12 protein-coding genes are annotated in these 12,772 nt (G+C 61.7%); 10 read left to right on the forward strand and 2 right to left on the reverse strand.

Translation table 11 applies throughout. The annotated features are described in order from the left end of the window. Window positions 1-4 precede the first annotated feature (4 nt). The 4 genes from J2Z75_RS03585 to J2Z75_RS03600 all read left to right on the forward strand — a co-directional run bounded on the left by J2Z75_RS03585 (window position 5) and on the right by J2Z75_RS03600 (window position 4,507). On the forward strand, window positions 5-955 hold the full coding sequence (locus J2Z75_RS03585; RefSeq protein ID WP_209847860.1) for a methyltetrahydrofolate cobalamin methyltransferase: 951 nt from the start codon (window positions 5-7) through the stop codon (window positions 953-955). A gap of 16 nt (window positions 956-971) precedes the next feature. After that, window positions 972-1,316 carry a hypothetical protein gene (locus J2Z75_RS03590; RefSeq protein ID WP_234937109.1) on the forward strand — a complete coding sequence of 115 codons (345 nt, stop codon included), beginning with the start codon at window positions 972-974 and terminating at the stop codon, window positions 1,314-1,316. Beyond that, on the forward strand, window positions 1,294-3,372 hold the full coding sequence (locus J2Z75_RS03595) for an ASKHA domain-containing protein (protein ID WP_209848774.1): 2,079 nt from the start codon (window positions 1,294-1,296) through the stop codon (window positions 3,370-3,372). Before J2Z75_RS03590 ends, J2Z75_RS03595 begins: the two co-directional genes overlap by 23 nt. Window positions 3,373-3,433: 61 nt before the next feature. Beyond that, window positions 3,434-4,507 carry a DNA topoisomerase IB gene (locus J2Z75_RS03600; RefSeq protein WP_407692740.1) on the forward strand — a complete coding sequence of 358 codons (1,074 nt, stop codon included), beginning with the start codon at window positions 3,434-3,436 and terminating at the stop codon, window positions 4,505-4,507. Between the two features lie 21 nt (window positions 4,508-4,528). Here J2Z75_RS03600 and J2Z75_RS03605 read toward each other — a convergent pair whose 3' ends face one another. Next, window positions 4,529-5,413, reverse strand: a complete 885-nt coding sequence (locus J2Z75_RS03605; RefSeq protein ID WP_209847863.1) for a LysR substrate-binding domain-containing protein — start codon at window positions 5,411-5,413, stop codon at window positions 4,529-4,531. Between the two features lie 120 nt (window positions 5,414-5,533). Here J2Z75_RS03605 and J2Z75_RS03610 point away from each other — a divergent pair, with 120 nt between their 5' ends. The 6 genes from J2Z75_RS03610 (at window position 5,534) to J2Z75_RS03635 (ending at window position 12,347) form a co-directional block, all read left to right on the forward strand. Beyond that, window positions 5,534-5,776 carry a hypothetical protein gene (locus tag J2Z75_RS03610; RefSeq protein ID WP_209847866.1) on the forward strand — a complete coding sequence of 81 codons (243 nt, stop codon included), beginning with the start codon at window positions 5,534-5,536 and terminating at the stop codon, window positions 5,774-5,776. A gap of 89 nt (window positions 5,777-5,865) precedes the next feature. Continuing rightward, the gene (locus tag J2Z75_RS03615) at window positions 5,866-7,695 is read left to right on the forward strand and encodes a sensor histidine kinase (RefSeq protein WP_234937110.1); all 1,830 of its coding nucleotides are present in this window, start codon (window positions 5,866-5,868) and stop codon (window positions 7,693-7,695) included. Then, complete coding sequence (locus J2Z75_RS03620; RefSeq protein ID WP_209847868.1) at window positions 7,692-9,047, forward strand: sigma-54-dependent transcriptional regulator; 1,356 nt, start codon at window positions 7,692-7,694, stop codon at window positions 9,045-9,047. The genes J2Z75_RS03615 and J2Z75_RS03620 overlap by 4 nt, the downstream gene beginning before the upstream one ends. Window positions 9,048-9,252: 205 nt before the next feature. Beyond that, complete coding sequence (locus J2Z75_RS03625) at window positions 9,253-10,236, forward strand: tripartite tricarboxylate transporter substrate-binding protein (RefSeq protein WP_209847870.1); 984 nt, start codon at window positions 9,253-9,255, stop codon at window positions 10,234-10,236. A gap of 134 nt (window positions 10,237-10,370) precedes the next feature. Further along, window positions 10,371-10,832: a tripartite tricarboxylate transporter TctB family protein gene (locus tag J2Z75_RS03630; RefSeq protein WP_209847872.1), complete on the forward strand. Its 462-nt coding sequence runs from the start codon at window positions 10,371-10,373 to the stop codon at window positions 10,830-10,832. A 9-nt stretch (window positions 10,833-10,841) separates the two neighbouring features. Beyond that, complete coding sequence (locus J2Z75_RS03635) at window positions 10,842-12,347, forward strand: tripartite tricarboxylate transporter permease (RefSeq protein ID WP_209847874.1); 1,506 nt, start codon at window positions 10,842-10,844, stop codon at window positions 12,345-12,347. 237 nt (window positions 12,348-12,584) lie between these two features. On the opposite strand, the gene J2Z75_RS03640 is transcribed toward J2Z75_RS03635, so the two are convergent. Further along, the gene (locus tag J2Z75_RS03640) at window positions 12,585-12,755 is read right to left on the reverse strand and encodes a hypothetical protein (protein ID WP_209847876.1); all 171 of its coding nucleotides are present in this window, start codon (window positions 12,753-12,755) and stop codon (window positions 12,585-12,587) included. Window positions 12,756-12,772 lie beyond the last annotated feature (17 nt).

The following is a 12,772-nucleotide window of genomic DNA, read 5'->3' on the forward strand; positions in this document are numbered from 1 at the left end:
ATCCATGACCCGCACCATCGTTGCCTCCGCCACCCGCGAAATCATCATCGGCTTCGACCAGCCTTTCTGCGTCATCGGCGAGCGCATCAACCCGACCGGCCGCAAGAAGCTGGCCGCCGAGATGATCGAAGGCAATTTCGATACGGTGATCAAGGATGCGCTGGAACAGGTGGCCGCAGGCGCCACCATGCTCGACGTCAATGCCGGTGTCACCTCCGTCAACCCGAACGAAACAGAGCCGGGCCTGCTGGTCCAGACGCTCGAAATCGTCCAGGGGCTCGTCGACGTGCCACTATCGATCGACAGTTCCGTGACAGCCGCGATCGAAGCTGCCCTCAAGGTGGCCAAGGGCCGGCCGCTGGTCAACTCGGTCACAGGTGAAGAAGAGAAGCTCGAAGCCATCCTGCCGCTCTGCAAGAAATACGACGTTCCGGTCGTCGCCATCTCCAATGACGAGACGGGTATTTCCATGGATCCGGACGTTCGTTTCGCAGTTGCGAAGAAAATTGTCGAACGGGCCATGGATTATGGTATCAAGCCGCACGATATCGTCGTCGATCCGCTCGTCATGCCCATCGGTGCTCTCGGCGATGCCGGCCGACAGGTCTTCGCGCTTCTGCACCGCCTGCGCAACGAGTTGAAGGTCAACACCACCTGCGGCCTGTCGAACATCTCGTTCGGCCTGCCGCATCGCCACGGCATCAATGCCGGCTTCATCCCCATGGTCATCGGTGCGGGCATGACGTCGGCGATCATGAATCCCTGCCGTCCGCAGGAAATGGAAGCCGTTCGCGCGGCCAATGTCTTGAACGGGACCGACCAGAATTGCGGTACCTGGATCATGACCTATCGCGATCACAATCCGGCAGCCGGCCATGTGGTCACTGCCGCAACCGCACCGGGCGCCTCAAGTGGCCGCCGTGGCGGGCGCGCTGGACGCGCAAGGGCGGAATAACCGCCAGAAAAGAGAAATGATGTTTTTCAGTGCCGATCTGCTCGACGAATTCGCAAGCCTCTGGTTCCAGGCACCGATGGTGATGTCCTCCCGGATGCAGGACCTTGCCGCTTCTAACATGAACGGATCGACCGGCGGCACGGCGGAAGTCGGACAGATGATCACCGAAAAACTGTCGGCGGCAGTCGAAAGCCTGATGGCCGTGAACATGGCCATGGTCATGGAAGGCATGATCGCCGTCACGGGGCTGGCGACCGGCACCTGTGCTGGAATGGCGGGCGCATCCGACCGTGTCGCGGTGGCAGCACTGAAACCATATGGCAGCCGCGTCCGTGCCAATGCGCGGCGTCTTAGCAACTAGGAATGAATTGACTGTGTCGGCTGAGCAAAACAAAAGCGATCCCCTCGTCCTGTTCATGCCATCCGGCAAGCGTGGCCGTTTCCCCGTCGGCACGCCGGTGCTCGACGCGGCGCGATCGCTTGGCGTCTACGTCGAAAGCGTCTGCGGCGGCCGTGCGACCTGCGGGCGCTGTCAGGTGTCGGTGCAGGAAGGCAGCTTCGCCAAGCACAAGATCATCTCGTCGCTCGACCACATCTCCGTCAAGGGGCCGAAGGAAGAGCGCTACGAGAGCATTCGCGGCCTGCCGGACGGCCGGCGCCTTTCCTGCTCGTCGCAGATCCTCGGCGATCTCGTCATCGATGTGCCACAGGATACGGTCATCAATGCGCAGGTGGTGCGCAAGGCGGCCAGCGACCGGGTGATCGAGCGCAATGCCGCGATCCAGCTCTGCTATGTCGAGGTCGACGAGCCCGACATGCACAAGCCGCTCGGCGATCTCGACCGCCTGAAGGTCATGCTGGAAAAGGACTGGGGCTGGAAAGACCTTCTCATCGCACCGCATCTGATCCCGCAGATTCAAGGGATTCTCCGCAAGGGTAACTGGGGCGTGACCGCCGCGATCCACCGCGATATGGACTCATCCCGTCCCTTCATCGTCGGCCTCTGGCCGGGTCTGAAGAACGAAGCTTATGGCATCGCCTGCGATATTGGCTCGACGACCATCGCCATGCACCTCGTCTCGCTGCTCTCCGGCCGTATCGTTGCTTCCTCCGGCACCTCGAACCCGCAGATCCGCTTCGGCGAAGACCTGATGAGCCGCGTCTCCTATGTGATGATGAACCCGGATGGCCGGGAAGCCATGACCAAGGCCGTGCGCGAAGCCATCAACGTCCTGATCGGCAAGGTCTGCGCCGAGGGCGAAGTCGATCGCCACGACATTCTCGACATGGTCTTCGTCGGCAATCCGATCATGCACCATCTGTTTCTCGGCATCGACCCGACCGAACTCGGCCAGGCGCCGTTCGCTTTGGCCGTCTCCGGCGCGCTGCAATACTGGGCCCACGAGATCGATATCGACGTCAATCGCGGCGCTCGCCTTTATATGCTGCCCTGCATCGCCGGCCATGTCGGCGCCGATGCGGCCGGTGCGACATTGGCTGAAGGGCCGTACCGCCAGGACCGGATGATGCTTCTGGTCGATGTCGGGACCAACGCCGAAATCGTGCTCGGCAACAAGGATCGCGTCGTCGCCGCCTCCTCGCCCACCGGCCCTGCCTTCGAGGGTGCGGAGATTTCCTCCGGCCAGCGGGCGGCACCTGGCGCGATCGAGCGCGTGCGCATCGATCCGGAAACCTTGGAACCGAAGTTCCGTGTCATCGGTGTCGACAAGTGGTCCGATGAAGAGGGGTTTGCCGAAGCCGCCACGGCGGTAGGCGTCACCGGCATCTGCGGCTCGGCAATCATCGAAGTCGTCGCCGAGATGTATCTCTGCGGCATCATCTCGGAGGATGGCGTCGTCGATGGCGGCATGGCGGCAAGGAGCCCGCGCATCCTGCAGAACGGCCGTACCTTCTCCTACCTTCTGCACGACGGCGACCAGCGCATCACGGTAACGCAGAATGACGTGCGCGCCATCCAGCTTGCCAAGGCGGCGCTCTATGCCGGCATCAAGCTGTTGATGGAAAAGCTGGACATCGAGCATGTCGATACCATCCGCTTTGCCGGCGCCTTCGGCTCCTTCATCGATCCGAAATATGCGATGGTCCTCGGTCTCATTCCCGATTGCGATCTCTCGGAAGTCAAGGCCGTCGGCAACGCCGCCGGCACCGGCGCCCTGATGGCGCTGCTCAACCGCGGCCACCGCCGCGAAATCGAGCAAACCGTCAGCAAAATCGAGAAGATAGAGACGGCGCTTGAATCGAAGTTTCAGGAGCATTTCGTCTACGCCATGGCGCTTCCGAACAAGGTCGATACCTTCCCGAAACTGTCGGCGGCGGTGACTTTGCCGGAACGGAAGGTGCTTTCCGACGGCGAGGGAGAGGGTGGCGGCAGACGCAGGCGGAGAAGCCGGGAATAGCTGGCGCGGATTGACGCAACGGGCAGGAACCAAATGACCACGGCGGCGTTTTTGCGTGACCGTGGATCAGATGCTCACTCACAAGCCGGACACCACCTCGCGCCACGCCATGCAGAAGGCGGCCACTGAGCTCGTCTATCTCTCCAATCTCGAGGGCGGCATCACCCGCAAGCCGGGCAAACGTGCCTTTCTCTATCATGACGCCGACGGCAAGCGGATCGAGGAGCGGAGTGAACTGGACCGCATCGCGGCACTCGCCATTCCTCCCGCCTATACCGACGTGCTGATCTCAATCGATCCGAACTCGCATCTGCAGGCAACAGGTCGGGACGCGCGCGGTCGCAAGCAATATCGCTACCATCCGGAATGGTCGGCCGAGCGCGGCAAGAGCAAATTCGCGCAATTGCCGGACTTCGCCGCCAGGCTGCCGAAAATCCGAGAGAAGGTCGATTCCGACCTGCGCCTGCGAAAACCCGGCATGGACAAGGCCCTGGCGACCGTCGTCTGGTTGCTCGACAATCTCTATATCCGTGTCGGCAATACCAACTACGCCGAGGAGAACGGCTCCTACGGTCTGACGACACTCAGGAATCGCCATGTGAGGATCGACGGCTCCAGCGTCCATTTCAACTTCAAGGGCAAATCGGGCAAGGAATGGCGCCTCAGCCACAACGACCCGCGCATTACCAAGGCTATCCGGATGCTGCAGGAACTGCCCGGCCAGCAACTGTTCCAGTATCTCGACGAAGATGGAAACCGCCGTCCGATCCGGTCACAGGACGTCAATGCCTATATCCGCGAAGCTGCCGGGGCCGACTTCTCCTCGCGGCAGTTCCGCACCTGGGGCGCCACCCGCATGGCGGCGATCGCATTGGCAGCCGTCGAGCGCGCCCAGAGCCAGAGGCAGCTGAAGCGGCAGATCAACGATGTTGTCGATGCAGTAGCGACAAGGCTGGTCAACACCCGCGCCGTCTGCCGGTCGTCCTATATTCATCCGAAAGTATTCGAGGATTTTGAGAGCGGCGCACTCGCAGGCCTCATGAAAATGAGGCCCAGCCGGAGCAAGGCGCTGACACGCTGGATGGACGATGACGAGATCAGAGTGCAGCGCTGGCTGAAGAAGAGCGACGCGTGAACATCGCCCTTCCTGAATGATTTATTGCAAGCCGATGAAAGCCGTCCGCACATGTTCGGCCACGGCCAGAACCGGCGCCGACGCGTTGTCGACCACCTGCAGGCCGATATTGTAGTGGCCGAGTTCCGGCAGGCCTTCCGCTTCGCCGAGCGCCACCAGATCGCCCTGGACCAGGTAACGCGGCAAAGGAGCAATGGCGAGATCAGCCTGGATGGCCGCACGTTGTCCCGTCGTATGGGCGCTCAAGAAGGCGACGCGGAACTTGCGGCCTGACTGCGTCAGCTGCTCCACCGCATCCGCGCGCCAGACGCAGCCGTCCTCCCACATCGAGATCGGCAGCGGCTCGCGCGTATGGGCCGTTCCACATTTGATTCCGGCCCAGACGAGCTTCTCGGAGACGAGGATTTCCCCGCCGCCGGTGTTTTCACCCGCCAGGCTGTTGAAGATCGCGATGTCCATGCGATGCTCTTCCACCCGCTTGCGCATGACATTGCTGTTGCCGATCGTCACGTCGACGGTGACGTTCGGATAGGATTCGGAAAACCGCTTCAGAACTTCGGGAAGAATACGCTCGCCGATATCCTCTGGTGCACCGACGCGGACCACCCCGTTCATGTCGGGCAACAGGAAGCGCGAGACGGCCTCGTTGTTGAGCGCCAGCATGCGCCGCGCAAAGCCCAGTAGCACCTCGCCTTTCGGGGTCAGCGACACCGAGCGCGCATCGCGCAGGAACAGAACGCAGCCAAGCGTTTCCTCAAGCTTCTTGATCTGCATCGAGACGGCAGAAGGCGTCCGGTAGACAGTCTCGGCCGCGGTGGTGAAATTTCCGGTCTCGGCAATGGCAACGAAGGTTTTCAGGATGTCCAGCTCGAGGAGCGGAAGCACATGCCGTAACATCATGTTCATGGGGAACCTCCCGGATCAATTTTTCTGAATGATACCATTACTTCATTTCGTTTGATTGAACCTCAAAGGGGAGCGATAGTCAAGTTGCAAACATCGAAGACGTGACGAAAGGAGCTTCCCATGTCCCTGCACCACGACACGACGCCCCAGAACAATGTCATCCGGCTGCGCGCCGGCGGCTCCTCATTTGCGATGCGCCAAATGTTCGCGCCCTTGGTCCACCAGATAAGCGAGGGCCACCACGCCCGCAAGATCGCGGAAACGCGCAAGGCGACGCGGCGAGAAATCTCCCATCTGCCCGCAAGCCTGCAACAGGACCTGGCTTTCTCCGATGGGACCGTCATCGCATTGGAACAGCGTTAACGCGACAACGGCCCTTGGAAACTCTCCCGTAGGCCTCTAAACTCACCGCCAGTGGCACAGAGCCGCTGGCCGGAAACGAGGGAGGAGCCTTGCAGTCCGTGAGATACCGCCTTGTCGCAGCGATTTGCCTCGTTCCCCTTGTTCTCTATGCCGTGGTTTTCCAGGGCGGGGCGCTGGCGACACGCAGTTACATGGACGAGGCGTCGCTCCAGGCAAGCTCCGCGTTGCGTCTGGCTGTCTCGGCGCTCAGCGGCCACCTCAGCCGCTACGAGCCCTTGCCGGCGCTGATCGCCGACCATGACGGCATCAAGGATCTGATCGTCCATCCGCATGACGGATCCTTGCGCGACGCTGCAAATAGCTACCTCAAGGACATCAACCGGCTGCTGGAATCTTCCGACATCTACGTCATGACGCTGGACGGCAATACGATTGCCGCCAGCAACTACGATCAGCCGGCAAGCTTCGTCGGCGAGAATTTCAGCTACAGGCCCTATTTCCAGGATGCCGCCAAGGGAAATCAGTCACGTTTCTATGCGCTTGGCACCACCTCGCTAAAACGCGGTTATTACTTCGCTTCGCCGATCCGCGTCGATGGCCGGATCAGCGGCGTCATCGTCTTCAAGGTCGATATCGATTCCATCGAAACCTCCTGGCGCGGCGGCGAGTACAAGATCTTCGTCTCCGATCCGGAAGGCATTATCTTCATGACCGGCAGCCCGGAATGGCTCTATTCCGGCATTTTTCCCTTAAACAGCGCGCGCCTGCAGCGGACGCAAGCGTCGCGGCGCTACGCCGAGGCAACGCTGAAATCGTTGCCGATTACCCGCAGCACGCTGGACGACCATGAACTGATGACCATGACCACTGCCGACCGCCGGGAATATCTGGTCCTGTCCCAATATATGCCGGAGGCTGACTGGACCGTGAACGTGCTGATGGACACCGCCTCCGTGCGCAGCCAGACCCGCACGATGATCGTCGCTGTCGTCCTCTTTCTCTGCCTTGCCGGGCTGGCGCTGGCGATTCTCCTGCAGCGGCGTGCCCGGCTGGAGGAACGCATGCGCATGCAGCTTGAGGCACGCAACGAACTGGAACATCGGGTTGAAGAACGCACCGCCGATCTCGCGCTCGTCAACCAGCGCATCGAGGAAGAGATCGCCGAACGGCGGTTGACCGAACAGGAACTGCGCAAGACCCAGGCGGACCTGATCCAGGCAGGCAAGCTTGCCGGGCTGGGCCAGATGTCGGCCGCCCTCTCCCACGAACTCAACCAGCCCCTGGCGGCAGCAAAGACCTATGCCGACAGCGCGGCGATGCTGATTGATCTGGAACGGGTGCCGGAAGCCCGCGACAACGTCCGGCGGATTTCCGGCCTGATCGACCGCATGGCCTCGATCAGCCGCCACCTGCGCAATTTCGCCCGCAAGCCGAACGAAAAACTCGGGCCTGTGGCGCTCGACGCCGTGATCGCCGATACGCTTGAGATCGTCTCGGCGCGCTTGAAAACAGCAGATGCCGATCTTGAGATTGATCTCGGCAGCAAGACCGGATTGGTCAAGGCGGGATCCGTCCGGCTGCAACAGGTTCTGGTCAACATCATCACCAATGCGGCAGACGCCATCGAAGGCCTTGCCGACCGGCGCATCCATCTCTCGACGGAATATCAAGGCGAAAAAATCATTCTGACAATCAGGGACCATGGCCCCGGCGTACCCGCCGCGATCACGGACCGCATCTTCGACCCCTTCTTCACAACCAAGGGGGTCGGCAAGGGTCTCGGCCTCGGCTTGTCGATCTCCTACAACATCGTCAAGGATTTCGGCGGCAGTCTCTCCGTCTCGAATCACCCGGAGGGCGGCGCCATGTTTCGCATCGAGCTCGAAGCAGCGACGGCGACCCAGGAGGCGGCCGAATGAGTGACCCACGCGTCCTGCTGGTCGATGACGAAGAAGAAATGCGGCGCTCCACTGCGCAGGCACTCGGCCTGTTCGGGCTGGAGGTCGATACGTTCTCCAGCGCGGAAGATGTGCTGGAACTGATCGGCTACAGTTTTCCCGGCGTCGTGGTCAGCGATATCCGCATGCCGGGCATGGACGGCATGACCCTTTTGCAGCGCATCCGCGAGGTAGATGCCGAAATCCCCGTCATCCTGGTGACCGGCCATGGCGACGTCCAGCTCGCCGTCAAGGCGATGCGCGAAGGCGTCTATGACTTCCTCGAAAAGCCGTTTACCGCCCAGCATCTGGCCGCGATCGCCCGCCGGGCGCTTGACCGGCGCAGCCTCGTCCTGGAAAACCGGCGGCTGAGGGCGGTTGCCGGCAAGCGCGACGACATCGAGGCGCGGCTGCCGGGCCGAACGCAGGCCATGGTCGATCTGCGCTACCGCCTGCGCGCCATCGGCGCCACCGACGCCGATACGCTGATCATCGGCGAGACCGGTGTCGGCAAGGAGGTCGTTGCCCGCGCACTGCACGATATCAGCGCCCGCGCGGACCGGCCGCTGATCGCCATCAACTGCGCCGCATTGCCGGAAAACCTGATCGAAAGCGAACTCTTCGGTCATGAGGCTGGTGCCTTTCCGGGCGCGCTTCGGCCGCGCTACGGCAAGTTCGAACACGGCCGCGGCGGCACCATCCTGCTCGACGAGATCGGCTCCCTGCCCTACGATCTGCAGGCGAAGTTCCTGCGTGTGCTGCAGGAGCGGGTGATTACCCGGCTCGGCTCGAACGAGATCGTGCCGCTCGACGTGCGCTTCGTCGCCACCAGCAAGGTCGACCTCGAGGCAGAAGTCGCGGCCGGCCGTTTTCGCGCCGATCTACTGTATCGCCTGAATGTCGCAACGCTGCATGTTCCCTCGCTGGCCCAGCGAAAGGCCGACATCCCGCTGTTGTTCCTGCAGCTGGTGCGGGAGGCCGCCGCCCGTTACGTCCGCAACGACATCGATGTGCCGCCGGGGCTGATTACCGAGATCGCCGAACGCTCCTGGCCCGGTAATGTCCGTGAACTGCGCAACGCCGCCGACCGGCTTGTGCTCGGCCTCGACCCAAAGCCGGACGAGGCGCAAGCCCCGGCCGAGCGGCAGCGACTGTCAGACAAGGTGGCCGCCTATGAACGCGGCATCATCGCCAGCGCCCTTGCCGCCCATGGCGGCAGCCTGCGGCCTGTCTATGAGCTGCTCGGGATATCCCGCAAGACGCTCTACGAGAAGATGCAGAAATACGGGCTCGACAAGAAGATACAGATTCTGGACGATGACTACGCGCTGTAAATCAAGAGATGGGTGGAAATCCACCCATCATGAAAGCCGTTTGTTTCCGATCTCACCCATGGTGCGCCGCACTCAGCAAGAAAAGGTCCGGATGCCCGAGCGGAGCAGTTGCTCCCTTCAACGTCTGCATCACAAATGAAGCATCCAGAATCGGCGCGGGAGGAGCTGCGCCGGCTGGCAACATATTTCATCCGGGAGGACTTCGATGAAAATCCTGAAAGCCATGCTTGGCGTAACGGCTCTTGCCGCAATCTCACTCATTTCCGTTTCCGCACACGCGGAGGGCTATCCCGAGCGCACCATCACCATGGTCGTGCCGTTTTCAGCCGGCGGACCGACCGATACGGTTGCCCGCCTCGTTGCCGAATCGATGTCGAAGGATCTCGGCCAGCAGATCGTCGTCGAAAACGTCGGCGGTGCCGGCGGATCGCTGGGTGCCGGCCGGGTGGCACAGGCAGAAGCCGACGGTTACACGGTTCTTCTCCATCATATCGGCATGGCGACATCAGCCACGCTCTACCGCAAGCTTGCCTATGACACGCTGAATGCCTTCGAATATGTCGGTCTCGTCACCGACGTGCCGATGACGATCGTCGCCCGCAAGGATTTCGAGCCGACGGACCTCAAGGGCCTTGTGGATTATGTCAAAGCCAATAAGGACACCGTGACGGTCGCCAATGCCGGCATCGGCGCCGCCTCGCATCTCTGCGGCATGATGTTCATGAGCGCCATTCAAACCCCGCTCGTCACCGTTCCCTACAAGGGCACCGGCCCAGCGATGACCGATCTGCTCGGCGGCCAGGTCGACATCATGTGCGACCAGACCACCAACACCACCAAGCAGATTCTCGGCGGCACGATCAAGGCCTATGCCGTGACTTCGCCCGCGCGTCTGCCCGTCCTGCCGGATGTGCCGACGACAGCCGAAGGTGGTCTTGCTGATTTCCAGGTCGGCATCTGGCATGGCATCTACGCGCCGAAGGGCACGCCGGCGGAAGCCACCGAGCGCCTGTCGAAAGCACTTCAAGTTGCCCTGAAGGATCCGAACGTCGTCGCACGCTTTGCCGAACTCGGCACCGTTCCCTCGTCGGACGCCGACGCGACGCCTGCTGCGCTCAAGGCCAAGCTCGAAAGCGAGATCGCCCGCTGGAAGCCGGTCATCGAAGCGGCCGGCCAATACGCCGACTGATCGTCGTTCCCGCCATGGGCAAAAGCCTCTCCCGCCTTCCTCTTCTTGAAGAGGGAGGCGTTCGCCTACCCTCTTTCGAAAAGTCTTCAAAGAGGTGATGGCAGGTGAGGCAGGGCTGAAAACAAGGAGACATCATGAAATCCTTATCCTTCGACACCACCAATGCGCTTTGCGGCGCGCTGTTCATCGGGCTGGGCGGCTTTTTCATCTATCAGTGCTTCAGCCTTGACCTCGGCACGGCGTTCAAAATGGGGCCCGGCTATTTTCCGCTGGTGCTGGCGCTCATCCTGACGCTTCTCGGCATCGTCATCCTGGTTCAGTCGACGCGCGTCGAGGGCGAGCCGATCGGGCCGGTCGCCTGGCGCGGCATGCTGTTCATCCTGCCGGCACCGATCTTCTTCGGCCTGACTGTGCGCGGCCTCGGCTTCGTGCCGTCACTGTTCTTCACCGCCCTGATTGCCTGCTTCGCATCGCAGAAGATGAAACCGCTGACCGCGATCGCGCTGTCGGTCGCGTTGACGATCTTCTCGGTCGCCGTGTTCAGCTACGCGCTCGGCCTGCCCTTCGAACGCTTCGGCCCCTGGGTCAGAATGTAGGACATCACGATGGATCTTTTCAGCAATCTCGCACTCGGATTTGCCACCGCCGCCTCGCCGGAAAACCTGCTGTTCTGCCTGATCGGCGTGCTGCTCGGCACCCTGATCGGCGTGCTGCCCGGCATCGGCGCCACCGCCACCATCGCCATGCTGTTGCCGATCACCTTTCAGCTCGAGCCCGTCTCCTCGCTGATCATGCTCGCCGGCATCTATTACGGTGCGCAATATGGCGGCTCGACCACGGCGATCCTGATCAACATGCCCGGCGAATCCTCCTCCGCCGTCACCGCCATCGACGGCTACCAGATGGCCCGCAAGGGCCGGGCCGGAGCAGCGCTGTCGATCGCGGCCCTCGGCTCGTTCTTTGCCGGCACCGTCTCGACCTTCCTGGTGGCGATCTTCGCCCTGCCGCTCACCGCCCTCGCGCTCAAGTTCGGCGCGGCGGAATATTTCTCGCTGATGATCGTCGGCCTCGTCTCCTCGATCGCGCTTGCCCATGGCTCGATCGTCAAGGCGCTGGCCATGGTGGCGCTCGGCCTGCTGCTCGGTCTCGTCGGCACCGACATCTACACCGGCACGCCGCGCTTTACCCTCGGTATCCGCGAATATGCCGACGGGCTGAACTTTGTCGCCGTCGCCGTCGGCGTCTTCGGCGTCGCCGAGATCCTGCGCAATCTCGAAGGCGAAAAGACCCGGACGCTGCTGATGGCCAAGGTCAGCGGCCTGTTGCCGACACGCGACGATTTCAAGCAGATGATGTGGCCGGTCATTCGCGGCACCGGTATCGGTTCGGCGCTCGGCATCCTGCCCGGTGGCGGCGCCATCCTTGCAGCCTTTGCCTCCTACACCGTCGAAAAGCGCCTCTCCAAGCACCCAGAAGAGTTCGGCCATGGCGCCATCGCCGGCGTCGCGGGCCCGGAATCGGCCAACAATGCCGGTGCCCAGACATCGTTCATTCCGCTCCTGACGCTCGGCATTCCCGCCAATCCGGTGATGGCGCTGATGGTCGGTGCGATGATCATCCAGGGTATCGTTCCCGGACCAAACGTGGCATCCGAACAGCCGGCGCTGTTCTGGGGCATCATCGCCTCGATGTGGATCGGCAACCTGATGCTGGTGGTGCTCAACCTGCCGCTGATCGGCCTGTGGGTGAAGCTGCTGACGATCCCCTACTACGTGCTCTTCCCGATCATCATGGCCTTCTGCTCGATCGGGGTCTACAGCGTCAATTCCAACGTCTACGACCTCTATGCCGTCGCCTTCTTCGGCCTGGCCGGATATGCGCTGGTCAAGCTGCGCTGCGAACCCGCACCTCTCCTGCTCGGCTTCGTTCTCGGGCCGCTCTTGGAGGAAAACCTGCGCCGGGCGATGATCCTGTCGCGCGGCGATGCAACGACCTTCGTGACGCGGCCGATCAGCGCCTTCCTGCTGCTGATCGCCCTCGCCGTCCTCGTCGTCGTCTTCCTGCCAAGCGTCAAGAAAAAGCGCGAGGCGGTGTTCACCGAAGAGGATTGATCACATATTCCCGGTCATCAACGGCGGCTCATCGTCTGCCGGTGATGACCGGGAACTCCGGCAGGCATGAGGCGCGCGGCTTGGCGGTGTATAAAATTAAATCCGGTAACGGCGATAGGAAATCAAATCCGTACCTTCAAAGAACAAAGGCCAGTCTCTCGACCAGCCCTCCAAAAGGTCCCGATGGGTTGAGCCATCGACTATCGGTGTTTAACGGCCACCTGCTCGTTTGTAATATCAGGCGGCTTTAATGCCACCTTCGTCTTTCTCTGTTTTCTTGTCGGCGGTTCTGGCCGAGGCCTCTATCATCGCCATGTTGATGATGTAGCTCAACAGAGCATTATTCTGGTTGTCAGCCAGAAGTTTTGCCGCATTGAGAAGATCTACGATATGTGACTGCTGCTTCATCGGGGCCCTCCACCCTT

Source organism: Rhizobium herbae, assembly GCF_017873135.1.
GTDB lineage: Bacteria > Pseudomonadota > Alphaproteobacteria > Rhizobiales > Rhizobiaceae > Pararhizobium > Pararhizobium herbae.

Bases quoted from the DNA above. Each gene is read 5' to 3' on its own strand.
- J2Z75_RS03585 (WP_209847860.1), top strand. From the start codon at position 5: ATGACCCGCACCATCGTTGCCTCCGCCACCCGCGAAATCATCATCGGC.
- J2Z75_RS03590 (WP_234937109.1), top strand. From the start codon at position 972: ATGATGTTTTTCAGTGCCGATCTGCTCGACGAATTCGCAAGCCTCTGG.
- J2Z75_RS03595 (WP_209848774.1), top strand. From the start codon at position 1,294: ATGCGCGGCGTCTTAGCAACTAGGAATGAATTGACTGTGTCGGCTGAG.
- J2Z75_RS03605 (WP_209847863.1), bottom strand. From the start codon at position 5,413: ATGAACATGATGTTACGGCATGTGCTTCCGCTCCTCGAGCTGGACATC.
- J2Z75_RS03610 (WP_209847866.1), top strand. From the start codon at position 5,534: ATGTCCCTGCACCACGACACGACGCCCCAGAACAATGTCATCCGGCTG.
- J2Z75_RS03620 (WP_209847868.1), top strand. From the start codon at position 7,692: ATGAGTGACCCACGCGTCCTGCTGGTCGATGACGAAGAAGAAATGCGG.
- J2Z75_RS03625 (WP_209847870.1), top strand. From the start codon at position 9,253: ATGAAAATCCTGAAAGCCATGCTTGGCGTAACGGCTCTTGCCGCAATC.
- J2Z75_RS03630 (WP_209847872.1), top strand. From the start codon at position 10,371: ATGAAATCCTTATCCTTCGACACCACCAATGCGCTTTGCGGCGCGCTG.
- J2Z75_RS03635 (WP_209847874.1), top strand. From the start codon at position 10,842: ATGGATCTTTTCAGCAATCTCGCACTCGGATTTGCCACCGCCGCCTCG.
- J2Z75_RS03640 (WP_209847876.1), bottom strand. From the start codon at position 12,755: ATGAAGCAGCAGTCACATATCGTAGATCTTCTCAATGCGGCAAAACTT.